This window comes from Streptomyces sp. ME02-8801-2C (assembly GCF_033793965.1).
Lineage (GTDB): Bacteria > Actinomycetota > Actinomycetes > Streptomycetales > Streptomycetaceae > Streptomyces.
On record NZ_JARAXP010000003.1, the window covers coordinates 489,647 to 515,747 of the forward strand.

A 26,101-nucleotide genomic window follows, 5' to 3' on the forward strand; every position below is an offset into this window, starting at 1 on the left:
TCCGACTACAGGTGGTTGATCCCATGGCCCGCTCCCGCGCCCTCCGCAACAAGTTCGTCGACGCGCCCGGCTCGCTGGGCGAACGCATGCGCATCGCCCGCTGGGAGCGGTTCCGGCGCTGCTTCCCCGGTATCGAGAACATGAGCGTCGTGGACCTGGGCGGCACGGCCGAGATGTGGCTGCGCGCACCGGTGCGTGCCAAGCACGTCCACCTGATCAACCTGGCGGAACACCCCGCCGAACTTCCCGACTGGATCACCGCGGAGGTCGCCGACGTCACCGACGAGGCGGTGGCCGCCGAACTGAGCGCCACCGGCGGCTACGACCTGGTGTTCTCCAACTCGACCATCGAGCACGTGGGCGGCCACAGCCAGCGCCGGAAGTTCGTCGCGGCCGTCGAGTCGCTGGCCCCGCTGCACTGGATCCAGACGCCGTACCGCTACTTCCCCGTCGAGCCGCACTTCGTGGCTCCCGGCTTCCAGTTCCTGCCGCTCGCCGCCAGGGCCCGTCTCGTACGGCGCTGGCCGCTCGTCCACAGCCGTCCCGACAGTCCTGAGTCGGCGATGGACGCGGTGATCAACATCGAGCTGCTGACCCGCACCGAGATGCGCTATCTGTTCCCCGGTTCGGTGCTCCTCAGCGAGCGGGTGCTCGGTGCCCCGAAGTCACTCATAGCCGTCAGAACGGAGCCCGTATGCTGAACAACCTGATCAACAGACATGACGCGGACCGGTTACTGCGCAAAGTACGGCGATTAGAACTCGACCCGGTACTGGCCAAGTTACGGGTGCGTGGCGGTGCGCGAGTCGTTCAGCACTGGTCCCGGGTCGATCCCTCGCTCACCGAATGGTGGGCGATACCGGCGGTCGTCAGACGGTGGAACCTTCTGATGACCGGGGATCCCGAAACCTCCTTTCCCGAGTACGTGGCCGCCGAGCACTTCGCGCCACGCACCGATCTGCGCGGCCTGTCGCTGGGATGCGGCACCGGCGGAAACGAACTGCTGTGGGCGAAGACCGGCGCGTTCGGCCTGTTGGAGGGCGTGGACGTGGCGCAGCAGCGGATCGACTTCGCCACCCGCGCCGCCGCCGAGCACGGCCTCGCCGACGTCCTGCGCTTCCGGGTCAGTGACGTCAACCGGATGACCAGCGACGGGGAACGCTTCGACGTACTGCTCGGTCTGCAGTCGCTGCACCATTTCGACGACCTCGATCAGACCCTGCCCCGGCTGGCCCAACTGCTCGAGCCCGACGGCACGTTCGTGGTCGACGAGTTCGTCGGGCCGACCCGGTTCCAGTGGACCGACGGCCAGTTGGAGGCGGCGAACGAGCTGCTGGCGCAGCTGCCCGAGGAGCGGAGGCGACTGGCGGACGGCCGTGTCAAGCGCCGGGTGGTGCGGCCGAGCAGGCTTTCCATGGTGCTGGACGATCCCTCGGAGGCGGTTGACGCGGGGGCGTTGCTGCCGGGCCTGCGGCGTGAGTTCGATGTCGTGGAGGAGCGGCCGTACGGGGGGACGGTGTTGCATATCGCGTTCTCGGGGATCGCGCACAACTTCCTTGATCAGGAGGCGGGGACGCGGGCGCTGTTGGAGCGGTGTTTTGCTTTGGAGGACGCGGTCCTTCCTGTTTTGGGGCACGATTTCGTCGCCATGGTGTGCCGACGTCGGGGTGGTGTGGGCTGAGGGGGTGTGTGTAGGCGTTGGCGGCCGGGTGCGGCGGCATTGTGGCTGGTCGCGCAGTTCCCCGCGCCCCTTTGGGGCGCCGCCGGGGCCCAGCGCTGTCACGGGCCCGGAGCTGTTTGGGCTGAGGGGGTGCCGGGGCGTGTTGGCGGCCGGGTGCGGCGCCGTCGTGGCCCGTCGCGCAGTTCCCCGCGCCCCTTTTGGGGCGCTGCGCTGTCACGGGCCCGGTGTGGCTCGTAGGGCGCCCGGTCGGACCAGGGTGGATGCTGCTGCTCTGGCGGCCGGGCGGCCCAGTGCCGCCCGGGAGGTTTCTCGGAGGAGGACCGCTGTGCGGAAGGCCAGTGTGGCCAGGGGGCCGTGGCGTCGGCTGTACAGGCGGACTCGGTTGAGGGTGAGGAGGGTCCAGAGGCGGGGGGACACCTGGGAGTCGCCTCCCAGGTGTACCGCCTCGGCCGTCGGCTCCAACTGCGTGGCGTATCCGCGGTCCCGGGCGCGCAGACAGTACTCGGTCTCCTCCGAGTAGAGGAAGAAGGACTCGTCCCACAGGCCGCAGGCCGTCACGCACTCCCCCGAGATGGCCATGAGCGCGCCGGTCGCCCAGTCCGCGCGCGTGGGCCGCCGATACGCGGCGGGGTCGGTGACGAGCTCGCTCAGCCGGGGGAACCGTCCGGCCCGGGTGTTGCCGATGAGGGCCTCGCCCAGTGCGCGGGTCACACTCGACTCGCGGCGCAGGGAGTGGTGGGGGGTGTCGCTGCCCTCCTCGTAGAGGAGGGGTACGGCGATCCCGACGCCCTCGCCGAGACTGTCGACCAGGCGCTTCGCGCAGCCCTCCCGCATCCGGATGTCGGGGTTGCAGATGAGTGCGGTCCCGTACTCACCGGCCGCACCCAGCGCCGCGTTGACGCCGGCCGCGTACCCGGCGTTGCGGCCGGTCTGGACGATCGTGGCGTCGGGGGCCAGTGTCCGCAGGACCTCGACGGTGTCGTCGGCGGAGTCGTTGTCGGCGACGACCAGCCGCCAGTCGAGGCCGGCCATGCCGTCGGGCAGCGCGGCCAGGAAGCCGGGCAGCACCGAGGCACTGTTCCAGGTGACGACGATGACGGCGACGGGACTCATCGGGACTCCACGAGTTGGGGGAGCTTGACGTCGGACGGCGTACGGGCAGCCGGGATCGCGGAGGCTGCCGCTGCCGTTGCCCGCGCCTCGGCCGCCTCCTTGCGGATGAAGCCGAGGTAACTGCCGCCCGCCCCCAGGGTCAGGAAGAACATCCCGGCGTACATGGGGAAGCTGAGCGCGTCGAAGGTGGCGCTGATGACCAGGGCGACCAGCGCCGAGGCGAGGAACGCCTGGCCGAGTTCGCGGTCCGAGTCGGTGCGGGCGAGGCGGCGGACGGCACCGCCGGTGTGGATCCCGGTGACGAACAGGACGAGCAGCGCGACGAGCCCCACCAGCCCCATCTCGGCCAGGGTCAGCATGTACTGGTTGTCCGTGAAGAAGTACAGGTCGGGGGTGAAGGTGCCGAACCCGCGTCCGAACCAGGGGTGTTCCTCGAGGTACGGGACGATCGCGCTGTACTTCACGGTGCGCGCCTGGGTACTGCTGTCGGACCCGGCGAAGAAGGTGGCGAAAAGGTTGGTGATCGTGCCGATCAGCCCGGGAATGATCACCTTGAAGCCGGCCACCGAGGTCAGGATGATCCCGATCGCGGCCCAGCGACGCGCCGGCTTCCAGCGGGGCACCATCACGAGGATCACGATGGCCGCGCCGATGATGGACGTCCGGGACACCGTCAGCGGCAGCGCGCCCGCCATGATCGCCACCGGGCCCCAGCGGCGCAGCGCGCCGGCGTGACGGCGTACCGGATCGAAGGCCTGGTGGACGGCGAAGGGGACCAGGATGGCCAGCATCCCGCCGAACTCCAGCGGGTGGGCCGTGGTGGAGCGCGGCCGGGTGAACGAGCCGCGGTCCATGGCACTGATCCCGGCGGTGCTGGACTGCAGGCCGGGGATGTGGATGGAGTCGGCGATGTTGGTCGCCGCGAAGAAGTCGTAGTACCCGATCAGGGCGACCACCGTGCCCAGGACGACGAGCCGGCGCATCAGGGTCTCCAGGCGGCTGCGCTCCTGGATGCCGGCCGACACCAGCACCACCAGCGCCACCCACACCCCCAGCCCGATGAGCCCCCGGTCGGCCCCGAGGACCTCCTCGTGGGAGCTGTCGCGGGTCGCGTCCGCGAGGTACGCCAGCAGTACGGCCGCGGCGAGTACGCACATCGCCACGCGTGGCAGGCGGGTGCCCTCGGCGGGACGGATACGGCCGCCGAGCCAGGTCGCGAGGTACCAGAGAAGCCCCAGCAGCGCGAAGACGTTGGCCGGGGTGCCGACGCCGCCCAGCGCGGGCAGGGTGAGGTTCGACGGGACGAAGAAGGCCAGCACCAGATAGCCGGTGAGAATCGTCGTGGCGTCCAGGCGCCGTACCAGCAGGCCCCTGGGCTCCGGTTCGGGGGGCTGGGCGGCCCGGCGATGGCGTCGGGGAATGTATCCGGCCTGGGCTCGTCCCCTGCGGCGTACCACCGCGACGCCCTCCGCCAGGATGGACAGCAGGAACGCGCTGACCATCCCGACGATGAGGACGGAGGCGATGTTCTGGTACCGGGCCTTCGACTGCGAGACCGGGGTCTGCGGCAGCACGACCGGCGTCGCCTGCACCGAGTACTTCGCCGGGACCTTGGAGGCGGCCTGCAGTGCTTTGAGCTGTTCCCCGGTGAACTCGGTGAGGGTGGTGGTCTCCCGCAGCACCTTCGCCCGGTCGGTGCCGGTGACGCCCAGGGTGAGCAGCGGGCTGTCGGCCTCGGGTGCGAAGCCGACCGTGTAGCGGTCGGTGACGCCACGGGAGTGCAGTTCCTTGGCCGCGTCGCTCGACTGGAGTGTTCTGATCAGCACGTCGGCCGTGACGACCAGCGAACCGCCCGCGTTCGATATGGGGTTGCCGAAGGTCGGGGCCAGATCGGCGACCGCCGTGGAGTCGAGCAGGGTGACGGAACTCTGCGACTCGTAGGACACCGGGATGGTCCGGTACAGATATCCGCCCGCGAAGAGACTGAGCAGGGTGAGGGGCACCATGAAGTACCAACGCCTGCACATGATCGCCCAGATGTCGCCAAGGCTCATGGTTTCTCCCCCCGGCCCGTTGCCGCGTGACCGTGCGTCCGGGCTCCGGCCCAGCATAGGCGTCGTGATCTGGTGGCGATCTGTCCCCGCGCCTGCGAGGATCGGTGCCGACGGAAGGAATCCCCGTGTCGCCCCGTGATGTCGCCGAAGCGCTGCTCCGCCGCTGGTATGTGCTTGTGCTCGCGCTCCTGCTGACAGCCGCCGCGGCCTATCCGGTGGTCCGCCCCGCGCCGCAGTACCTGAGTTCGGCGGTCGTCGTCCTCAAGCCGCCGGTGACGGGCAACCAGCCCAACCAGCTGACGAACCTCCAACCGCCGCTCGCCACCCTCTCGTACGGGGTCATCCAGCAACTCGAGTCGCCCGCCGGGCGCGAGGAGTTGGGATCGGCCGGTGTCCACGGCAGGTATCAGCTGATCCCGCGCAACAGCGGCACCAGCGCGACACCCGCGTATCTGATCCCCTCCTTGCAGGTGCAGGCGCGGGGGGCCGACCCGGTCGGGGCCGACACGACGGTCCGCCGGATCATCGAGGTCTACGCGAAGCATGTGGCGGACGTCCAGGAGGCGCAGGGGATCTCGGCGGGGGCGCGGATCAACGCCTCCGTCCTGGTCGCTCCCAGCGCCGCCCCGATACAGGGCACCAAGAGCCGGGCGGTGGCCGGTACGGCTCTGCTGGGTGCGACCGCCGCGCTGCTGAGCGCGCTGTGGTTCGACCAGTACGCGTTGCGCCGCAGGAACAGGAAGGACGGGAAGGACGGCTCCCGGGACGCGGTCCGGGACGTCGGCGGGATCCCGGTGGCGGGCTGAGTCCCGAAGGTGACCCGGGGTACCGCGCCACGGGTCGGCCGACGTTGTCGGGTCGATCGTGACCATCAGATGCCGCGGCGCTTCCACGACTCCCACCACAGCCACTCCCGCCCGCGTTCGGCCACGGCCGACCACACCAGCGGCTGCAGATACGGCATCGTCTTCGCTCCGATCCGCTGTCTGAGCCGCAGTGCGCGGTACTCGGAAAGTGACTCGTACTCCGGCAGGCACTCCTGGGCGAAGGCCACGAGTTCGTCGACCGGTACGACATCGGTGCGCCCCCGGTCGTAGGCGCGGTAGGCGCGGCGCAGCGCGAAGCGGGCGAGCCGGGTGTGCACCGCGCCGGCCAGTCGGTCGGCCTGGGGCAGCAGGTCGGAGCATTTGCCGAGGACGGAGTCGTAGGCGACGAGGCGCTGGCGGAGGTCGTCGAGCTGGCCGCCGAAGTCGGTGGTGGACATGTTGTTGCCGTGGACGCGGTAGAAGGCCTGGTCGGCCCCGCGTACGTAGCCGACGTCGGCGCGGGCGGCGAGCCGCATCCACATCTCGATGTCGCCGGCGTGCGGAAGTTCGGGGTCGTAGCCGCCCACCTCGCGCTGCAGGCTGGTGCGGACGACGACCTCGGGCGAGGTGATGCAGCCGGTGCCCTCGCGGAAGCGGCGCTCGAGCCACCAGTGCCCGGGGTAGACGACCGAACCGGTGCCGCTGGTGCGGGCCTTGGGCAGCGGGCCGCCGTGCTGGAAGCGCAGCGGGCGGCCGTAGGCGAACCCCGCCTCCGGATGGGCGTCAAGGAGTGCGGCGGCGCGTACCAGTGCGCCGGGGACCAGCCGGTCGTCGGCGGAGAGGAGGGCTACGTAGTCGCCGTCGGCCCACTCGAGGAGGCCCTCGTTGTAGGTGGCGATGTGGCCCTTGTTGCTTTCGTGGACGCGGACCTGGATACGCGAGTCGGAGGCGGCGAGCTTGAGCGCGGTCTCCGCCGAGTCGTCGGGCGAGGCGTCGTCGATGATGAGTACGCGGACGTCAACGCCGTCCTGTTCGTCCAGGACGCTGCTCACGCAGTCGGCGAGGAAATGGCCGTACTTGTAGCAGGGGATGACAACACTGACGGTACTCATCGGTGGGAAGGCCAATCCCCGGCGGTGGCCTCCCGCGAACGTGCGGGAGGCCACCGCCGGTGGGTTGTGATCGGTCAGTTCTTCTTGCGGACGGTCTTGCTGGTCAGGCTCCAGACCCGCGTCGCCACCGTGTGGCGCTGCTTGTCCTTGGCTATGACCGTGATCTTGAACCGCGTGCCGTCCGGCAGCGGGGTGGACAGATGGACGGACACCTTGTGGGTGGCCCGGTTGTAGGAGAGGACCGCCTTGACCTTGAGCTTCCCTGCGGCCGCTGCCTTGGCGCCCGGCAGGATGGTCACCGAGGCCTTCACCGTCGACAGTTTGGCCGTGCTGGGCACCGCGGTGACCAGGGCGTGTGCCGCGTCGGCGGTACGCGCCAGCGTCGAGGTGGACGTCTCCGAGGAGGTGGTCGACGTCGCCAGCTGCGCGGACGGGTCGTCGGCGGTGAATACGGGGCCGACCCAGTAGTTCGCGGATCCGTAGGAGCCGTTGGGGAAGGCCACGTCACTGCCGTACCGGTACAGCCCGTTGTGGGCCGTGCTGATGTCGGCGGTCGCGGTCAGCGGGTAGGACTTGTGGGCCGACGCGAAGTAGCCGCCGTCCACCGCGTAGTTGCCGTTCGGCGCGTGGTAGGAGACGACGTACGAGGTGTCGGCGGCGATCGCCACCGGGTTCGCGAACGTCATCGTCTGCCAGCCGGTGGCGGACTCGGCGGTGAAGGTGCCGGAGGCGAGGAGCGTGCCGTCGGCGGCCCAGAGGCTGCCCGTGTGGGTGCCGGTGTTGGTGGCGCCCTTGTAGAAGGTGACACCGGTGACCCAGCCGCTCGCCGAGGACTGGAACCTGGTGCCCAGTTCGAGGGAGTTGGGGTCGTCGGTCACGGCCGTCCTGGCCGGCACCGTGCTGGTGTTCCACAGGGTGCAGGGGCAGGTGACCGCGGGCGGTGTGGAACTGGTGGTGAACGACCATGTCACCGGCGCCGTCATGGCGTTGCCCCACAGGTCCTCGGCCTGGACGGAAGCGGTGTACGTGGTGTGCAGTTCCAGTTCCGTCGACGGGGTGAACATCGCCTGGTTCGACGCGGGGAGCGTCTTGACACCCGGCACGGTGTTGCCGTTCGGGTCCTTCAGGGTGAACGTCAGGGTGTCGGCGTCGATGGCGTGGTCGAAGACGGCGGACACCGGTGCGGTGATGGACGCGCTGGTCGCCCCCGAGGTCGGGGACGTCGAGGTGACGGCGGGCGGGGTCGTACTGGCCGTCGAGGTGTCCAGCACCACGTCGACCCAGTAGTTGCTGCCCGAGGACGCCGAGGACGGGAAGGCGCTGGTCGAGTTGTAGCGGTAGACGCCGTTGCCGCCGTCGGTGCCGGACTGGAGCGCGGTGAGCGGGGCCAGTCCCGCGGCGCTGTTCGAGAAGTAGCCGCCGTCGTAGGAGTATCCGCCGTTGGGGGCGAAGTACGAGGCGACGTAGGTGGTGTTGGCCTTGACGGTCACCGGGGTGGCGAAGTTCAGCTGCTGCCAGCCGGAGGCCGTCTCGTTGGTGAAGGTTCCGGTGGCCAGGCGGGTGCCGGAGGCGCTCCACAGGCTGCCGGTATGGGTGCCGGTGTTGGCGGGTGACTTGTAGAAGCGGACGCCGGTGATGGAACCGGCCACCGTGGTGCGGATCTTGACACCGAGCTCCAGCGGGCCGCCGTCACCCGCGTTGATGGTGCCGGGCACGGCCGTGGCGGGCCAGATGGTGCAGGGGCAGGCCTGCGGACCCACGGTCACCGGGCGGGTGGTGACGGCGCCGATGTTGACGCTGTCGTCGACCGCGCGGACCTTGATGGACGCGGCGCCCGGGGCCGTCGGCGTCCAGCTGTAGGTCCAGGACGTCAGTCCGGTCGCCGCGTTCCAGGTGGTTCCACCGTCGGTGGACACCTCCACGCGGGCCACCACACCGCCGCCGGAGTCACTTGCGGTACCGGTGATGGTGACCGGCTTCAGTGCCGGGACGGTGACCCCGGAGGCCGGGCTGGTCACGGTGATCGCCGGGCCGGTGGTGTCGGTGCTGGCCGTGGCGGAGACGAGGTTGCTCTGCAGGGTCAGCGGCTGGACACCCATGTCGGCGAAGATGTTCACCGTCGCCTGTTGCATCCGGGTGTCCTCGGTGACCACCGCGTCATCGGGGTCGTACGTGGGGAGATTGGTGAGACCCCACGACCACTGCACGGTCCCCGACCCGAACACCAGCGCACCGGAGTCCTGGTCGCGGAACTCGACGAGATGGTGCGTCGCCGTGCCGTTGCCGTACATGTTGCCCCAGTCGAGGCGGTACTTGCCGTCGTTGATGTCCACTGTCGTGGACGACACGGCGATCGCTCCGGCGGGCCTGGTGCTGTTGACGAGGTCGCTGTCCCACTCGTAGCCGAGGGTGCCGGTCGGGAAGGTGGCGGTCTGGCTCGCCGTGAGGTTGGCGATGGAGGTGTTGCGCCAGATGCGGTTCTTGCCGTACGAGCCGGGGACCGTGATCGCGTCGTCGCGGGAGCCGTTCACCTGGAACATGGAGCCGGTGAGGATGTTCGGCGGCTGGTAGGCCTGACCGTACTGGGTGCTGGTCGGGTCCATCCAGGTGCCGGTCCAGGTGCCGCTGGGGTCGGCGATGCCGTTGCCCTGCACCATCTTGGTCATCTTGTAGCAGACCAGGGTCCGGTTCGCGGTGTTGGTGCCGTCGTTGCTCGCGGCGAGGCGGGTCTTCCAGAAAACCTCGTTGCCGCTGAAGAAGGCCTGTCGTACGCCGGCCTTCCTGGCCGCCAGGACGTTGGAGTACTGGCTCTGCGTCCAGTACTCGTCGTGGCCGGAGGACAGGTACACCTTGTGCTTCGGCAGCAGGGTCGCGCCGTTGGTCGACACGTCCACGCCGGACAGGTAGCTGACGTCGTAGCCGTTGCGCTCCAGCCAGGACAGCATCATGAACTCGGAGCCGTAGATGCCGTTGTCGCCGCCGATGTCCAGCGGCCGGTTGTAGCTGACCTCGTAGGCGCGGCCGTCCGGCGCGGGGCCGCCGCCGCCGTAGAGGTCCTGGCCGCCGTAGTCGTTGTAGGCCTGCCAGGTCTGGTCGCTGGTCTGCACGACGATGTCGGAGGTGCTGGAGTCCTTGCGCACGACGAAGGGGTACGGCATCAGGCCGTCGCCGTCGTTCTGCGTCAGGTTGGCGATGTAGAGGCCGGACACGGCGTCGCTGGGAACCGTCCAGTTCACCGTCACGGGCCAGTTGCCGCAGTCGACCAGGCCGGTGCTGCTCTTGGTGGTGCAACCGGCGGGGTTGTTGCTGTAGTTGGCCGGGTAGGTCACCGCCGCCTGGGCCGCGGTCGACACCATGCGCGCGCCGTCGCCGCCGTACCAGCCCAGGCGGTAGATCTCCACGTGGTACGGGACCGGCGACTGGATCTTGAACTGGACGGTGTCACCCACCTGGACGCTCTCCTTGGTGGTGAAGCCCTTGATGTCACCGTAGGAGTTGGGCGAATACCAGTCGGACATGGGGCTGCCCGGCTTGGAGTTCTCACAGACGACCGGGTTCGAGCCGGCTCCGCACGGATCGGATGCCGCCTGCGCGGGCAGGGCCTGCGGGAGCACCGCCCATATCAACGCTGCTACGACGGCGAGGCGCCCGCCCCGGATCCGTCTGCTCCATCTGTTCATGTGTACCTCTCAGCGGTGCTGTGCAGGGCCCGACCCTGAAAGTCGGGGGTGGAGCGTGAATCGTGAATGTGGGGGCCGATCAGCTGTGGAGCGCCCTGGCGAGCGTCTCCACGACGCGCTGCTGCTGATCGGGGCTTATTTGGGGGAAGAGCGGCAGGGACAGGATCCGGTCCGCCGCCCTCTCGGCGTGGGGGAAGTCGCCGGGTGCGTGGCCGAGATGCCGGTATGCCTCGGTGAGGTGGACGGGGGCGGGGTAGTGCACGCCCGCGCCGATGCCTTCCGCGTTGAGCTTGCCGACGATGTCGTCACGGTCCGCGCCGGCGACCTGCACGACGTAGAGGTGCCACACGTGGGCGTTGTCGGCGTCCGTCGTCGGGAGCACGACCCGTCCGGCGAACGCGAGTTCGGCGAGCAGTTCGTCGTAGCGGGCCGCTGCCGCCCGCCTGGCCGCGTTGCCGTCCGCCAGCCGCGCCAGTTTCGCCCGCAGGACGACGGCCTGCAGGCCGTCCAGCCGGCTGTTGAATCCGGGTACGTCGTGGCGGTACTTGGCGACGCCGCCGTGGTTCGCGATCGCGCGGATCAGGCCGGCCGACTCCTCGTCGTCGGTGAGCACGGCGCCCGCGTCGCCGTAGGCGCCGAGGTTCTTGCCCGGGTAGAAGCTGGTCGCCGCGATCCCGCCGCTGCCGGGGGTCCGGCCGTCGCGGGTGGCGCCCTGGCACTGGGCGGCGTCCTCGACGACCCGTACGTGGTCGGGCAGTTGCGCGGCCAGCTTCGTCACTTCGGCCATCTGTCCGTACAGGTGCACCGGTACGACCGCGCGGGTGGCGGGGCCGACCGCGTCCAGGGCGGCCTGTGGGTCGAGGAGGTAGGTGTCGGGCAGGCAGTCCGCGAGGACGGGCCGTGCGCCGATCCGGGCCACGGCGCCCGCGGTGGCGATGAACGTGTTGGCGGGTATGACGACCTCGTCGCCGGGCCCGACCCCGCTCGCGCGCAGGGCGAGTTCGACGGCGTCGGTGCCGTTGGCGACGCCCACGCAGTGCGCGACGCCGCCGAAGTCGGCGTACTCGCGCTCGAACGCCTTCACCTCGTCGCCGCCGATGAAAGCGGTGTTGGCCAGGACTCGTTCGAATCCGGCCCGTACCTCGTCGGCGACCTCCTGGTGGGCCGCCTTCAGGTCCACCAACGGAATCTGGTTCATGCGACTGGTCCCCCCAGTTGCTGTGTCAACAGTTCGTCGAGCGCGGGCGCCGCCGCCTCGCGCAGCCGTCGGGCCGGGCTCCCCACCCAGACCTCGCCCGGCGGTACATCACCGAGCACGGCGCTTCCCATCCCGATCAGCGACCAGGCGCCGACCACCGTGCCCTCCCTGACCAGGGCGCCGGAGCCCACGTAGGCGCCCCGCTCCAGCCGCGCTCCCCCGCCCAGCCGGACGCCGGAGGCGATCGTGGCGAAGTCCTCGACCACGTCGTCATGGGTGAGGACGACGTGCGGCATCACCGCGACATGCGCGCCGACCCGCACGGCGGCGGTCAGCACGCAGTGCGCGAGCAGCACCGAGCCGGGGCCGACCTCCGAGGTCGCCGACACCGACGCCGTCGGGTGGACCACGGTGGCGTAGCGGTCCGCGGGCAGGGCCAGCCTGCGCACCAGCCGGGCGCGGGCCGCGTAGTCCCGGGGGTTGCCCACACAGATCACGACCCGCGCCTCGGGCAGGTCGTGGACGAGGTCGCAGCCGCCGAGTACGGGCACGCCGTCGACCTCGGTGCCGTGCAGGTCGGCGTTGTCGTCGAGGTGCCCGAGCAGCTCGATGTCACCCGCGTCCCGTACGGCCTGTGCGGTCTCCCGGGCGAAGCCGCCCGCGCCGATGATCAGAAGTCCGCTCATCCACGGGCCTGTTCGCGCAGTGCCGCGACGACGCGGTCCTGCTGGGCCTCGGTGAGCGTGTGGAACAGGGGCAGGATCAGCGAGTCGCGGCTGATCCGCTCGGTGACGGGCAGCGGGGCGCTCGGGTGGCCCTCGTAGGCCGGTTCGAGGTGCGAGGCCATGATCCCGCGCCGGGCGGAGACGCCGGCCTCGGCGAGCGCGGCGAGCAGGTCGTCCCGGCCGACGGGGAAGTCCTCGTCCAGCAGCACCCAGTACGACTGGAAGTTGCTCTGCCCGTGCTCGGGGTCGCGTACGGGGGTGAGTCCGGGGACGTCCCGCAGCAACGCGTCGTAGCGGGCCGCCAGTTCGCGGCGGCGGGCGATCATCGCGTCGAGCTTGCCGAGCTGGACCAGGCCGATCGCGGCCTGGACGTCCGTCATCCGGTAGTTGTAGCCGACCTCGAGGTAGCTCTCCAGGACCGGTTTGCTGCTCGAATGCCGTTCGGCCGCCGAGGCGTTCATGCCGTGCTCGCGCAACCGGCGCAGGCGCGCCGCCCATTCGGCGTCGTCGGTGGTGATCATGCCGCCCTCGCCGGTGGTGACGAGCTTGCGGGGGTGGAAGGACCAGGCGGCGATCAGCGCGCCCTGTCCGACAGGCTTGCCGCCGACGGTCGAGCCGATGGCGCAGGCCGCGTCCTCGACGAGGGGCAGGTCCCAGTCGGCACAGGCGGCGCGCAGGCTGTGCACATCGGCCGGGACGCCGCCCTGGTGGACGGCGAGGACGGCCTTGGTGCGGGGGGTGCGGACCGCGTCCACGGTGGCCGCGGTCAGGTTGCCGGTGGCGGGGTCGACGTCCGCGAACACCGGCTCGGCGCCGACGTAACGCACCGCGTTGGCGGTGGCGATGAACGACAGCGACGGCACCACGACCTCGTCGCCGGGTCCGAGTCCGAGCGCGACGAGTGCCAGGTGCAGGGCGGTGGTGCAGGAGCTGACGGCGATGCCGTGCTCGGCGCCCACCCGCTCGGCGAAGGCCTTCTCGAAGGCCGCGACCCGGGGGCCCTGGGCGACCCAGCCGGACAGCACCGCGTCGGAGGCGGCCTTGGCCTCCTCCTCCCCGAGCCAGGGGATCATCACCGGGATACGGTCGGCGCTCACTTGGCCGCCTCCTCTGCGGCGGCGTCGGCGGCGCGCTCGGCCCGCCACCACTCGACCAGGTCCCTGAGCCCCGTCCGCAGGTCGATCCGAGCGGTGAAGCCGAGCCGGTCGGCGGCCTGGCTGGTGTCCGCGAGCCGCCGGACCACGCCGTTCACCGCGCGGGCGGGCCCGTGCTCCGGCTCCAGGCCGGCGGCGCCCATGGCCTCGAGCAGGCCGTCGGCGAGTTCACGCAGCGAGGTCTCCGTGCCGCTGGCGACGTTGAACACCTCGTCGGTGACGTCCGACTCGGCGGCCAGCACGTTCGCTCTGGCGATGTCCCGTACGTCGACGAAGTCCATGGTCTGTGTGCCGTCGCCGAGGATCAGCGGCGGCTCGCCCGCCTCGATGCGCTCCATCCAGCGGATGAGTACCTCGGTGTAGAGGCCGTGGATGTCCATCCGGGGCCCGTAGACGTTGAAGTAGCGCAGCGCCACGTAGTCCAGGCCGTACATGGCGTGGAAGCTGCGCAGCATGCCCTCGTTGAAGGCCTTCGCCGCGCCGTAGAACGTGTCGTTGTTGTAGGCGTGGTGGCGCTCGGTCGTCGGGAAGGTCTCGGCCATGCCGTAGACGGACGCCGAGGACGAGGCGATCACCTTGCCCACTCCGGCCTCGGCGGCGGCCTCCAGGACGTTGAACGTGCCGTCGACCATGACCTCGTTGGCCAGGCGGGGTTCCTGCGCGCACTGGGTGATGCGGATCGCGGCGAGGTGGAACACCAGCTCGGCGCCCTCGGTGACCTTCCGTACGGTGGCGGCGTCCCGGATGTCACCCTCGACGATCTCCACGACCCCGCTGGGCAGGGCCTTGGCGAGGTTGGCGCGGCGTCCGCGGACGAAGTTGTCCAGCACCACGATCTCGCGTGCGCCGCCCTCGGCCAGGAGGTCGACCAGGTTGGAGCCGATGGTGCCCGCTCCCCCGGTGACCAGGATCTTCTTGCCTCGTACGCTGCTCAACTGCCCTGCCCTCTCAGTGAATGGGTACGTCAACGTCCGGCACGCAGGCCGACGACCGCGCCCTTGAACTCCAGGCTCCGGGAGGCCGCCTCGAGAATGTCCAGCACCCGCAGGCCCGCCCGGCCGTCGGTCAGGGGTGCCCGGCGCTGTCTGATCGCGTCGCCGAACTCGTCGACCATGCTGCGCAGCGCTTCCTTCTCGCCGATGGCGGGCGCGACCATGTCTCCCGAGCGGTACGAGACGAGCATGTCCCGGCGCTCGTCGGCGCCGATCTCCTGGGGCGCGGCCAGGTCCACGCCCCGGTCGAAGATCGCCACGCGCTGGGCGGGGTTGAGGTCGTCCCAGATCAGGGTGCGTTTGGCGCCGCCCACCATGGTGGTGCGGACCTTGGTCGGCGACAGCCAGTTGACGTGCACGTGGGCGATGGCCCCGGTGTTGAGCTGGAGCGTCAGATAGGCCACGCAGGCCTGTCCGGCGCCGATCGGGTCGGCCCCGTGGGCGGCGACGGCGACCGGCTCGACGTTGTCGGGGAGGATGAAGTCCAGGATCGACAGGTCGTGCGGGGCGAGGTCCCACATGACGTCGATGTCCTTCTGGACCAGCCCCAGGTTGATCCGCACCGAGTCCACGAAGTGGATGTCGCCGAGTTCGCCGGAGCGGACCAGCTCGCGGATGCGGCCCACGGCGGGTGTGTAGCAGTAGGTGTGGTCGCACATCAGGGTGAGCCCGCGCTCCTCCGCCTCGGTGACCAGGCGCATCCCGTCGGCGTAGGTGGCCGCGAGGGGCTTCTCCACGAGGACGTGCTTTCCGGCGCGCAGGGCGGCCAGGGCGATGTCGAGGTGGGTGCCGGCGGGTGTGGCGACGGCGACGGCGTGCACCGACGGGTCGGCGAGGACGGCCGCGTAGTCCGCGGTGGCCTGGACGGTCGAGTAGCCGCCGAGGACCCGCTGGGCGCGGTCCACGTCGAGGTCGCACAGCCAGCGCAGCCGGAACTGTTCGCTGGCCTGGAAGTTGCGGACGAGATTGGGACCCCAGTAGCCCGCCCCGACGACCGCGACGCCCAACGGCTCGTCTGTCTGCGTCACTTGGTTCCTCTTCCCTCGGTCCATCAGTAGGCCCCCGTTCCGCGCACCACGACGGACCCGGTGCGCGCCAGAATTTCCAGGTCGAGGCCCATCGACCAGTTGTCCACGTATCCGAGATCGAGCCGGACCGCCTCGTCCCAGGGCAGGTCGGAGCGGCCGCTGACCTGCCAGAGGCCGGTGAGGCCGGGCTTGACGAGCAGTCGGCGCTTGACCTCCGCCGGGTACTCCTCGACCTCCTCCGGCAGCGGCGGGCGGGGTCCGACGAGCGACATGTGCCCGCTGAGCACGTTGATCAGCTGGGGCAGTTCGTCGATCGACGTACGGCGCAGCACCGAGCCGACCCGGGTGATCCGGGGGTCTTCCTTCACCTTGAACAGCAGGCCGTCGCTGTTCTCGTTGAGGTGCTCCAGTTCGGCCCGCAGGGACTCCGAATCCGGCCGCATGGTGCGGAACTTGTACATGGTGAAGTGGTCGCCGTAGCGGCCCACCCGCTGCTGCCTGAACAGCGTCGGCCCCGAACTGTCCAGCCGGACGATCAGAGCGATCACCAGCAGGGGCAGCGCGAGGAGCGCCAGGAGCACCGCCGCGAGCGACCGGTCCAGGATCTCCTTGGGCAGCCGGGAGAACCGGGTGAGATTGGGCGCCTGAATACGCACCAGCGGTACCCCGTTGGTGGGGCGTACCGCCAGCCGGGACGCCGACACGTCGGTCAGTACGGGGGCCAGCAGGAAGTCGACCCCCTGTACGGCCGCGGTCCAGGACATCCGGCGCAGGACGGAGGCGTCGGAGTCGGGGAACGGCAGTACGACCACGGTGCCGATGCCCATGACCCGGACCACGTCGTCCATGTCGCCCACGCCACCGAGGACGGGGAGCCCCAACTTGTGTATCTCCGCCCGGTTCTTCGGGTCGCTCAGGCACACGCCGGCGACCTGCAGTTCCTGTGCGCCGCCGCGCCGCAGTACGGTGACCAGCTCCACGATGCCGTGAGCGGGCCCGACCAGCAGTGTCGCGCTCCGGTCCCGGCCCCGTGCCCATCTTCGGTGGAGGCGGCGGCGGAGCGCGTAGCGGCCCGTCAGCGCGATCGCGAGAGCAGGCAGCGCAGCCATGATCATGTCATGGAGGAGCCCCTCGTCGTGCACGAGCAGATAGTGCGCACCCGCGGCCAGCGCCGGCAGCGCCAGCGCGCCCCGGAGCACCCTTCGGTACTCCTCGGTCCCCAGACCCAGGGCGGTGCGGTCGTAGGAGCGATGGACGAGCATGGCCAGGATCCAGGCCGGGGGCAGCACCAGGGCCACCGCCCAGCGACCGTAGGCCGCGTGGATCAAGAAGGCCGCGACAACGGCTGCGAAACCGTCCGCGACCAGCAGGGCGAATCGATACTTCTGATCCCAATGTCTTCGGCGAGCCTCCGGCCTCCTGCGCCCCACGACCAGTTGCTCATGCGTGACCTCAATGGCCATGCTCCCCCCACCACATGCGCGGCTACCCCCCGATCGAAGTGCCCTCCACACAGCGACACTGGAAAGCAAGGGAGCTGCAGCGGTTCCCCAACCGCCTCACGCCCCCCGGCATGTATTTTCGTACAAGTTCAAATCCGTGCAAAATGCCGCACCATGACATGTAGTCAAGGACAAGTTCCCCACCCAAACCGGTCCGGCGGCACTCAATCTAGACCACAGAACGCGGCGACGGGAACGGTTGAACGAAACACACATCGCATTAGTGACACTGACGGCATACTGCCCACGTGACGAGCATCGTGATTCCGGCCCACAACGAGGGGCAAGTCATCGGCAGACTCCTCGATTCGCTGCTGGCCGGCCCGGCCGAGGACGAGACCGACATCGTGGTCGTGTGCAACGGTTGCACCGACGACACCGCCCGTGTCGCGGCGGCCCGCGGACCGCGCGTCCGGGTGGTCGACATACCCACGCCCTCGAAGCACGCCGCGCTGCGGGCGGGAGACGACCACGCGCGCGGCTTCCCGCGCGTCTACGTGGACGCCGACGTCGTGATCACGGGCGCCGACGTCCGGGCCCTCACCGAGCCCCTGGACGACGACAGTTCGGACATCCTCGCCACCGCCCCCGAGCGGCGGATCCCGCTGGCCGGCTGCGCCTGGCGGGTGCGCGCCTACTACCGGGTGTGGCAGCAGCTCCCCGCCGTACGCGCCGGACTCTTCGGCCGGGGTGTCATCGCGGTCTCCAAGGCCGGGCACGCCCGGATCGCCGCGCTTCCGCCGCTGATGGCGGACGACCTGGCGGCCTCCCTGGCGTTCGCCCCGCACGAGCGGCTCGTGGTCGACGGGGCCAGTGTCGTGGTCCACCCGCCGCGCACCTGGCCGGACTTGATGAAACGGCGGGTGCGGGCCGCGGTCTCCACGGCCCAGGTAGAACAGCACCAGGCGCCGGAGGAGGCCTCGGCGCGTACGAGCGCGGCGGATCTGAAAGCCCTGGTCCGCAGGGATCCGAAGCTCCTCATGAGTGTCGTAGTCTTCCTCGCGGCGGCGGTCGCCGCCCGGCGGAGGGCCGGCAAGGCGATCCGGGCCCAGGACTTCGGCACCTGGCTACGGGACGAGAGCAGCCGGCAGAACTGATCGCACCGCACCTGGAGTTCAACTCGATCATGTATCTCACCGACCGTTCCGCCCCCGCAGAGGCGGACAGCGAACAGGGCCGAAGACGCGGACCGGGGCACCGGGTCGCCCCGGTCGTGCTCGTGCTGGGCTCGGTCAGCCTGATAACCGACATCTCCTCGGAGATGGTCACCGCCGTTCTGCCGCTCTATCTCGTCTCGACGCTCGGTTTCACCCCGCTGGTGTTCGGCACCCTCGACGGTGTCTACAACGGCGTCAGCGCGCTGGTCCAGCTCACCGGCGGCCATCTCGCCGACCGGGTGCGCAACCACAAGCTGATGGCCGGGCTCGGGTACGGCCTGTCCGCGCTGTGCAAGCCGCTGCTCCTGCTCGTGAGCAGCGTCGGAGCACTCGGCACGGTGCTCGCCCTGGACCGCACGGGCAAGGGCCTGCGCACCGCCCCGCGCGACGCGATGATCTCCCTGTCCACCCCGTCCGAGAAACAGGGCCGCGCCTTCGGCGTGCACCGGGCGATGGACACCACCGGTGCGATGCTCGGCCCGCTGGCCGCCTTCTTCATCCTGCGCGCGGCGACCGACGGCTACGACGCCGTGTTCGGCGTCAGCGCGTGTGTCGCGGTCCTCGGTGTGCTCGTGCTGGTGCTGTTCGTCCCCGGCAGGCGGCGAGACGCCCGGTCGGCCGACGCGGGTACGGTCGCGGGCAAACCGCCCGTGCGCGTACGCGAAGCGCTGGCGCTGCTACGGCTGCCACGGCTGCGGGCGCTCGCCGGCTGCGCCGCGCTGCTCGGCCTGACGACGGTCAGCGACGCCTTCGTCTATCTGCTCCTGCAGAGGCGCGCAGGCATCGCCGACGAGTGGTTCCCACTGCTGCCGCTGGGCACCGCCGCGGTGTTCCTGCTGCTGGCCGTACCCCTCGGCGCGCTGGCCGACCGGATCGGGCGGCGCACGGTGTTCCTCGCCGGGCACGTCAGTCTGCTGACCGGCTACGCGCTCCTGCTGTGGGCCCCGGCCACCCCGGCCCTGCCCTTCCTCGTGCTCGCCCTGCACGGCCTGTTCTACGCGGCCACCGACGGCGTGCTTCCGGCCGCCCTGGCCGACATCGTGCCCGAGCAACTGCGCGCCAGCGGCCTCGCCATCGTCGGGACCAGCCAGGCCCTGGCCCGGTTCTGCTGCTCGCTGGCCTTCGGCGCCGCCTGGACCATGTGGGGCGACGGTCCGGCGCTGGCCGGGTCGGCGATCGGTCTGCTGTGCTGCGCGGTCGTCGCGGGCGTGGTACTGCGGCCGGCGGGCGAAACCCGATGACCACCACCGTCACCATGTCCCAGGGATCCACATGACATCGCTGCGCAGCCGCCTGCTCATACTCGTCACGGGGGTGCTGATCCTCGCGGGCGTGGCAACCGGCGTGGTCCTGAACGCCGCCGACCGCGCGGACCGGGCGAACCAGTCCCAGCCGGGCGGCCCCGCCGTCAGCACGGGCAAACTGACGCTCGACCAGAAGAGCCGCCTGGCCTTCGTCAACGCGGCCTCGGGACCGCACCGCACCGCGGTCGCCTCGGTCCCGTCCACCGACCCCGGGGCGGGCCGGACCGCGTCCGACCTGAAGTGCGCCCGGTTCTACGCGGCGGCCGGCACGGGCGTCTGCCTCCAGTCCGTCCCCGGTGTCCTCAAGCAGAGCAACCGCGCCCTGCTCCTCGACGCCGACCTCCGCACCGTGCGCACCTATCCGCTCGCGGGCACCCCCAGCCGGGCCCGGGTCTCGCCCAGTGGCCGCTTCGTCGCCTGGACCGTCTTCGTCTCCGGCGAGTCCTACGCGTCCGCGTTCTTCTCCACCCGGACCTCGGTCCTGGACACCCGCACCATGAAGCTGACGCCCAGCCTGGAGACGTTCTCCGTCGTCCTGGACGGCAAGTCCTACCGCGCCTCGGACATCAACTTCTGGGGCGTCACCTTCGCCACCGACGACGACACCTTCTACGCCACCCTCAACACCGGCAACAAGACCTACCTGGTCCGCGGTTCGCTCTCCGAGCGCAAGGTCACCACCCTGACCGAGAACGTGGAGTGTCCCTCGCTCTCCCCGGACGGGACGCGCGTCGCCTTCAAGAAGCGGGTCCTGTCCCGTACCGCCCTCTGGCACGAGTACGTCCTCGACCTGGGCACCCTGAAGGAGACGGCGCTCGCCGAACGCCACAGCGTCGACGACCAGGCCACCTGGCTCGACAACGACACCGTCGCCTACTCGCTCCCCGCCGACGGCAAGGTCGGCAGCAGCGACCTGTGGAGCGTGCCCGCCGATGGCACGGGCAGCCCGCGCCTGCTGATCCCGGGGGCCTCCTCACCCGCCCCGCTGTAGAGGCGGGGCGGGGAGAACTCAGGGTCAGGGGGTGTCGCGAGCGCAGGAGAGGTCCTCGATGCGCACCGCGTCGGCCATCGCCCGCATACCGGTGTCGTTGGGGTGCAGATGGTCGCCGTTGTCGAAGAACGGCAGGATCCGCTCATGGTCGTAGGGGCTGCGCAGGATTCGGTCGAAGTCCGCCACGGCGTCGAACTCGCCGCCGGAGCGGATGAATTCGTTGACCTCGCGCCGTACGGCCTCGGCCGGCGCGTCCCACTCGGACCAGCCCTTGAAGGGCCCGACCGTCGCCCCGACGACACACACGCCCACGCTGTGCGCGCGGTCGATGATCCGGCGGTAGCCGTCGATCAGGTCCGCGGCCGTGACACCGGTGTGCGCCTTGATGTCGTTGACACCCTCGAAGAGCAGGATCGTGCGTACACCGGGATGGGACAGCACGTCCCGCCCCAGCCTGTTCAGTGCGCTCTGCCCGGCCCCGTCGGCGAGGACCTTGTTGCCGGAGATCCCCTCGTTGGCAACTCCCTCGATGTCGCTGTCGGCGTCGCTCTGAAGTCGGCGGGCCAGGTAGTCGGGCCAGCGGCGGTCCTTGTCGGTGCTGGACTGCCAGCCGTCGGTGATGGAATCGCCCAGCGCGACGACCGCTCCGACAGCCTGGGTGGTCCGTACGGTGACGGCGTCCAGGTAGAACCAGGAGCCGGTGGTCGCGGTCCAGTTGTCCGGGCCCTCCTCCGCCGCGTGGTCGCCCGTGGTGGTGTAGGAGGTCTGCATCGCCATGCCGTGCCCGGTCGCGGGACCGCCCGCCTCGGCCACGTACAGGCTGATCACCAGCGCGGTCGCGGCCGGCAGCCGTCCGGGCAGCGGATCGCTGAGCACGGTCCCGCCCGCGGGTACGGTGACGGATCGCGCCCCGCCGAACGACAGCGGCCGGTTGCTGCCCCGGACGAGGGCCGCGCCCTCCTTCTGCACTCCCGCGTATGCCCGCCCGATGGACAGGGGCCGGTCGCCGAAGGCGTTGGAGAGGCGGACGCGTGGCCGGGTTCCTCCGGCGCTGGTCCGTACGACGAGCCGGTAACCACGGTCCGAGGCGGCCTCGCCCATACGGTCGGCGCTCGCACCCCAGGTGACGATCTCGTGCGTCGCGGCAGAAGCAACAGGCCTGACGGGTACGGCACTTGGGGCAGGGGCCGCTGTCGCCGTCGTGGTCAGCAGCAGAGCGGCGGCGGTGAGCGCAACAACCGGCAGGGTGAGTTTCCGCAGCACTTTCAGCGGGCGCGCGAGGCGGGGAGTGTGTCGACGCATCGCTTCACCGCCCCAGGTCGCGCAGGGTCACGGACCGGCCGGGTGACAGGGTGAGTCTCCGTGTCCTCGCCCCGTACGTCACCGTGGTCGTACGGCCGCCGACGCTTGTCACTGTGACTTCGGTCGGTCTGCCGTTCTTCCAGCGCAGGTCCACGGTGAAGCCGCCGCGTACGCCCACGCCCGTGATCGACCCGGACTCGGCCCAGGCTTCGGGCAGGGCGGGCAGCAGTTCGACATGGCCGGGGCGCGAGTACAGCAGCATCTCGATCATCGCGGCGGGCGTGCCGAAGTTCCCGTCGATCTGGAAGATGCCGCGGCCCTGCTCCACCTGGTAGATGTCGAACAGGTTGGGCGCGGTGCCGTTGCTGCCGGACGCGGAGGGCCGCAGGTTGTTCACGACGAGCCGGTAGGCCCTGTCGGCGTCCTTCAGACGGGCCCAGCACAGGCTGCGCCAGGCGTTCGCCCAGCCGAAACTCTCCATGCCGCGTGCGGTGAGCAGCGCTCTCGCGCCCTCGACCATCTCTTCGGGCGTCGAGCCGTCGGGGCGGATCCGGTCGCCGGGGAACAACTGGACGAGGGGGGACAGATGCCGGTGGGTGGTCTCCCCCAGGTTGTCGGGGGACATCCACTCCTCCAGCCAGCCGGTCTTGGGGCTCACGTGTGGGAGGTGGAGCCGTTTCTGGAGGCCGGCGACGGTCCGGGCGTAGGCGCTGTCGCTGCCCAACAGTGCAGACGCAGTGCGGTAGTTGGCGAACAGGGCCCACACCAGTTCCTGGGCGTAGGTGATGCCTTTGGCGTCGAGCGGGCCGTGTTCGGGCGACCAGTCGCTGTCGGCGACGAGGACCTCCCGTTCCTCGCCGGTGGCCGGGTCCGTGACGGTCGTCGTCAGCAGCCTCGCCTCCCAGAACTCACAGGCCCCCCTGAGCATCGGGTGGATACGGGCCAGATGGGCGCGGTCCTGGGTGAACTCGTAGTGCTCGTAGAGGGAGTTGCACAGCCAGGCGTTGCCGGCGGGATGCCACCACCACCCCATTCCCCCGTGGATGTTGGTGGAGATGGCGACGGTCCAACCGGCGATCCTCCCGCTGGAGTTGCGGTAGCGGTTGCGGGGGTCGTTGAAGTGGGTGCGGGTGAGTTCGGTCCACGAGGACAGTTGGGCCAGGCAGTAGTCGGTGAAGGCGTCGAAGCAGTCGGACAGGGCGGCCCGGTCGGCCATCCAGTAGTTCATCTGGAGGTTGATGTCGGTGTGGTAATCGCCCATCCAGTCCGGGTCGTTGCCGTCGAGCCACAGACCCTGGAGGTTCAGCGGCAGACCGCCCCGTGATCCGGCGATCATGAGATAGCGACCGAACTGCAGGTAGGACGCCTCCAGTTCGGGATCGGGCGTGTCGTCCGTGTGGCGTGCCCTGATCCGCTCCCAGGTGTCCATACCGCGTTGCTGAGCGGTGGAGGCGCCGAGCGACACCCGCATACGCTCGAACTGCCTTCGGTGGTCGGCGACATGGGTGTGCAGCAGGGTGGTCACGGAGTGCTGGGCCGCGTCAAGGACCTTGGTGCGGGCGAGTTTTCGGGGGTCGAGCGACGGATTTCGGTAGTGGTTGGCCGCGTCGGGCGCGTAGTCGGTGCCCCCGGCGACGATCACCGTGAGGCTTCCGCAGTCACGGAAGGAGATCCGCGCGCCGTCGACGGAGACGGTTCCCCCGCTGCCGTACGCGGTGACGGCCGCCCCGTACCGCAGCCGGTTGGGCAACTCCGCGCCGAAGGACACGCAACGGTCCGCCGGTACGCCCGTGGTGGTCTCCCCGTGGGTGCCGTCCAGGCTGATGGCGCCGGTGTAGCGCCCGCCGCCGTCCTGGGTGAAGTGCAGGACGATGACGTCGTCGGGGGCGCTGGCGAAGATCTGCCGTCGGTACGTCACACCGGAGCGCACATAGGAGGCGGTGACCAGGCCCTGGCGGAGGTCGAGGGCGCGCCGGTAGCCGGAGACGGCCGAGAGGTCGTGGTCGGGGATGTCGACGGTCAGTTCGGCCAGCAGGGTGAACGACCCGAAGTCCGCGCGCCCGTACGGGAACTGGCCGTCGTTGTCGAGGGTGGCGTTGAGACCACCGGTCCACATGGTGGCGTCGGTGACGAACAGTCGCTCCCGGCCGGGATCGTTGCTCACGAGCGCCCCGAGGCGGCCGTTGCCGACGGGCAGGCCCTGGGTGATCATCGAGCCGTCGTCGGCGGGGGCCTGCCACCACAGTCGGGTGGAGGTGCCCTCGGGCAGCATCGGGGACCCGGCGGGTCGCGCGGGTGCGGCGGAGGCGGTGAAGGCGGGTGTTCCGCCGAGGGCGGCGAGGGCTCCGGAGACGGCGGCGAAGGAGAGAAGTCCGCGTCGGCTGGGGAGGGACGGCGGCGAATCGGGGCGTGAGGTGTCCATTGGTTGCGCTCCCTGGGTGGTTGGCCGTCAGGACGGGTTCGGTACGTCGATCCGGTCGATGTCCGGGGCGTAGCCGTCGCCGCTGTCGAAGGTGACGGTGTTGGCGCCGGCCTTCAGGTTGAGCGGTACGGCGACCGTCTCGACGGTCCCCCAGTCGCCCGTGGAGGGGAACCTGTGGCTGGTGGCGCCGCCGCCGTTGGCGGAGATCCGCACGGAACGCGCGTCGCCGCTGACGTAGGCGATGTCCACGACGTACCGCCCCGCCCTCAAAACCGTGACGCCGTTCATGGTGAGCTTTCCGCCGAGGTAGAGATTGCCGACCTTCCTGTCTCCGGAGCAGGCTCCGCAGTCGGCCACCGAGGCGTTGCCGGCAAGGGAGTTGGCTCCCGACTCCGCCTCGTAGGCCGTCTTCGTCGCCGCCGGGCCCTGCGGGGTGACGGTGAACAGCCGGGAGCCGTGCGTGGGCAGCGCCTGGGTGACCTTGTCCTTGTACGTACCGAGGTTTTCGCGATTCCACAGGTCGCGGACCTTGGCCTTGCCGGAGAAGCCCAGGGCGGACCAGTCGGCGGTCACGGACGCGGGCGCGTCCCCGAGGTTGAACAGGGCGACCGTGAAGCTGCCGTCGGGGTTCTCGGCCGCCCAGACCTGCTGGTCGTCGGAGGGGGTGATCGGCCGGGCGGGCGGTGTGCCGCCCTGGTTGAGCGCGATGACCTCCCTGTTGGTGAGCAGGGACAGCCCGTAGGAGTCGAGGCGCGTCAGGTCGTCGCCGGCGTAGAGGGGCGACTTGGCGACGGCCCACAAGGTGGCGTAGCTCTGCCGTTCGGCCTTGGTGAGCCCGTCCATCTCACCGTTGCCGACGTTCAGCGAGTCCAGGTCGTTCCAGCCGCCGGGGCCTGCGTGGCGGGTCCAGGCGGGGGTGTCGTCCCAGCGGTCCTCGACGGAGTTCTCCCAGGTGACCAGGGTGTTGCAGTAGCACTCGACGTCGGTGTCGATGCGCCAGCCGTTGGAGTGCCGCTTCCAGTCGGCGGCATGGCCGATGTCTAGGGACCAGGACAGTTCGAGGTGGATCGGCCGTCCGGTGGCGGCGATGGCCTTCTGCCATGCGGCGACGTCGGCAACGTTGTCGTAGTTCTCGCCGCTCTTGAACGAGCCGGGACCGACACCGTCCAGTTTGAGGAAGTCGTAACCCCAGTCGGCGAACAGCCGGGCCTGGGAGTCGATGTACTTCTGGGCACAGGGCCGCGAGAAGTCGATCTTGTACGCGCTGTCCCATCCGTTGGTGGTGCGCAGGTCGTCGTAGACGATGTCGGCGGTCACGCAGTCGCCGGCGTTCCAGACGGGAACCCGGCCCTCGCCGTAGGCCTCCTTCTCCAGTCCCACCGGCAGATAGATGCCCGCCTTGAGCCCCTTGGCGTGGAGGTCGTCGGCGACGGCCTCCATCCCGCGGGGGAAGCGGCCGGGGTCGGCGGCCTGTCTGCCGTAGGCGTCGAAGCGGGGCTTCCAGTCCAGGTCGCGCCACCAGCCGGCGTCGATGTTGACGTACTCGTAGCCGTAGGGCTTGAGCTTGGCGGCGAGGGCGTCGGCCTGCTTGAGGACGTTCTTCTCGGTGAGATAGCTGTAGTCGCCGTCCGGGTTGAGCCCCGGGTACTTGGACGACTGCATGCTCCAACTCGTCCAGCCCATGTACGGCTTGGCCGCGGGTATCGGCGAACCGGAGTCCGGGGAGGCAGCCGGGGTGAACGCCGTGAGGCCTCCGGTGAGGGTGAGAACGAGCAGGGCACTACCGGGCCGACGGGCACGGAAGGGGGACATCCGCATGGGCGGTTACCTCCGGAACACAGATGGGTTATGGCGTGGGCATGACACCCAGAAGGCCGTGC

At 70.1% G+C, this 26,101-nt stretch carries 19 protein-coding genes; 6 read left to right on the forward strand and 13 right to left on the reverse strand.

Features of this window, described 5'->3' with window-relative positions:
• Positions 1–23 precede the first annotated feature (23 nt).
• Positions 24–701 carry a class I SAM-dependent methyltransferase gene (locus PV396_RS11255; RefSeq protein ID WP_319203182.1) on the forward strand — a complete coding sequence of 226 codons (678 nt, stop codon included), beginning with the start codon at positions 24–26 and terminating at the stop codon, positions 699–701.
• Positions 695–1,681 carry a class I SAM-dependent methyltransferase gene (locus PV396_RS11260; protein WP_319203184.1) on the forward strand — a complete coding sequence of 329 codons (987 nt, stop codon included), beginning with the start codon at positions 695–697 and terminating at the stop codon, positions 1,679–1,681. Before PV396_RS11255 ends, PV396_RS11260 begins: the two co-directional genes overlap by 7 nt.
• A gap of 213 nt (positions 1,682–1,894) precedes the next feature.
• On the opposite strand, the gene PV396_RS11265 is transcribed toward PV396_RS11260, so the two are convergent.
• Positions 1,895–2,794 (reverse strand): glycosyltransferase family 2 protein, encoded by a 900-nt coding sequence (locus PV396_RS11265; protein WP_319203186.1) that lies wholly within the window; start codon positions 2,792–2,794, stop codon positions 1,895–1,897.
• Positions 2,791–4,848: an O-antigen ligase family protein gene (locus PV396_RS11270; RefSeq protein ID WP_319203188.1), complete on the reverse strand. Its 2,058-nt coding sequence runs from the start codon at positions 4,846–4,848 to the stop codon at positions 2,791–2,793. Before PV396_RS11270 ends, PV396_RS11265 begins: the two co-directional genes overlap by 4 nt.
• Before the next feature lie 125 nt (positions 4,849–4,973).
• Between PV396_RS11270 and PV396_RS11275 the strand changes: the two genes are divergently transcribed.
• Positions 4,974–5,654 carry a hypothetical protein gene (locus tag PV396_RS11275; RefSeq protein ID WP_319203190.1) on the forward strand — a complete coding sequence of 227 codons (681 nt, stop codon included), beginning with the start codon at positions 4,974–4,976 and terminating at the stop codon, positions 5,652–5,654.
• 65 nt (positions 5,655–5,719) lie between these two features.
• On the opposite strand, the gene PV396_RS11280 is transcribed toward PV396_RS11275, so the two are convergent.
• The 8 genes from PV396_RS11280 to PV396_RS11315 form a co-directional block, all read right to left on the reverse strand.
• The gene (locus PV396_RS11280; protein WP_319203192.1) at positions 5,720–6,766 is read right to left on the reverse strand and encodes a glycosyltransferase family 2 protein; all 1,047 of its coding nucleotides are present in this window, start codon (positions 6,764–6,766) and stop codon (positions 5,720–5,722) included.
• A 74-nt stretch (positions 6,767–6,840) separates the two neighbouring features.
• Positions 6,841–10,446, reverse strand: a complete 3,606-nt coding sequence (locus PV396_RS11285; protein ID WP_319203194.1) for a DUF4082 domain-containing protein — start codon at positions 10,444–10,446, stop codon at positions 6,841–6,843.
• Positions 10,447–10,525: 79 nt separating this feature from the next.
• Complete coding sequence (locus PV396_RS11290; protein WP_319203196.1) at positions 10,526–11,644, reverse strand: DegT/DnrJ/EryC1/StrS family aminotransferase; 1,119 nt, start codon at positions 11,642–11,644, stop codon at positions 10,526–10,528.
• Complete coding sequence (locus PV396_RS11295) at positions 11,641–12,330, reverse strand: acetyltransferase (protein WP_319203198.1); 690 nt, start codon at positions 12,328–12,330, stop codon at positions 11,641–11,643. Before PV396_RS11295 ends, PV396_RS11290 begins: the two co-directional genes overlap by 4 nt.
• Positions 12,327–13,466, reverse strand: coding sequence for a DegT/DnrJ/EryC1/StrS family aminotransferase (locus PV396_RS11300; protein WP_319203200.1), 1,140 nt, complete (start codon positions 13,464–13,466; stop codon positions 12,327–12,329). Before PV396_RS11300 ends, PV396_RS11295 begins: the two co-directional genes overlap by 4 nt.
• Positions 13,463–14,458: an NAD-dependent epimerase/dehydratase family protein gene (locus tag PV396_RS11305; protein ID WP_319203202.1), complete on the reverse strand. Its 996-nt coding sequence runs from the start codon at positions 14,456–14,458 to the stop codon at positions 13,463–13,465. The genes PV396_RS11300 and PV396_RS11305 overlap by 4 nt, the downstream gene beginning before the upstream one ends.
• Before the next feature lie 29 nt (positions 14,459–14,487).
• The gene (locus tag PV396_RS11310; protein WP_319203205.1) at positions 14,488–15,543 is read right to left on the reverse strand and encodes a Gfo/Idh/MocA family oxidoreductase; all 1,056 of its coding nucleotides are present in this window, start codon (positions 15,541–15,543) and stop codon (positions 14,488–14,490) included.
• A gap of 23 nt (positions 15,544–15,566) precedes the next feature.
• Positions 15,567–17,006, reverse strand: a complete 1,440-nt coding sequence (locus tag PV396_RS11315; RefSeq protein WP_319203207.1) for a sugar transferase — start codon at positions 17,004–17,006, stop codon at positions 15,567–15,569.
• A gap of 287 nt (positions 17,007–17,293) precedes the next feature.
• On the opposite strand from PV396_RS11315, the gene PV396_RS11320 reads away from it, so the two are divergent.
• Genes PV396_RS11320 through PV396_RS11330 form a run of 3 tightly spaced genes read left to right on the forward strand, consistent with a single transcriptional unit; the run spans position 17,294 to position 20,497 of the window.
• On the forward strand, positions 17,294–18,142 hold the full coding sequence (locus PV396_RS11320) for a glycosyltransferase family 2 protein (protein WP_319203209.1): 849 nt from the start codon (positions 17,294–17,296) through the stop codon (positions 18,140–18,142).
• 29 nt (positions 18,143–18,171) lie between these two features.
• Positions 18,172–19,443 (forward strand): MFS transporter, encoded by a 1,272-nt coding sequence (locus PV396_RS11325; protein ID WP_319203211.1) that lies wholly within the window; start codon positions 18,172–18,174, stop codon positions 19,441–19,443.
• Positions 19,444–19,474: 31 nt separating this feature from the next.
• Entirely contained in the window at positions 19,475–20,497 is a 1,023-nt protein-coding gene (locus tag PV396_RS11330; protein WP_319203214.1) for a TolB-like translocation protein, read from the forward strand.
• Positions 20,498–20,521: 24 nt separating this feature from the next.
• Here the strand turns inward: PV396_RS11330 and PV396_RS11335 are convergent, their stop codons facing one another.
• From PV396_RS11335 to PV396_RS11345, 3 genes are read right to left on the reverse strand one after another with little or no spacing between them, the layout of a single operon-like run.
• A complete protein-coding gene (locus PV396_RS11335) occupies positions 20,522–21,799 on the reverse strand; it encodes an SGNH/GDSL hydrolase family protein (protein WP_319203218.1) in 1,278 nt (425 codons plus the stop codon).
• A gap of 4 nt (positions 21,800–21,803) precedes the next feature.
• Positions 21,804–24,221, reverse strand: coding sequence for a glycosyl hydrolase family 95 catalytic domain-containing protein (locus PV396_RS11340; RefSeq protein ID WP_319203221.1), 2,418 nt, complete (start codon positions 24,219–24,221; stop codon positions 21,804–21,806).
• 27 nt (positions 24,222–24,248) lie between these two features.
• A complete protein-coding gene (locus tag PV396_RS11345) occupies positions 24,249–26,039 on the reverse strand; it encodes a carbohydrate-binding protein (protein ID WP_319203224.1) in 1,791 nt (596 codons plus the stop codon).
• Positions 26,040–26,101: the final 62 nt, after the last annotated feature.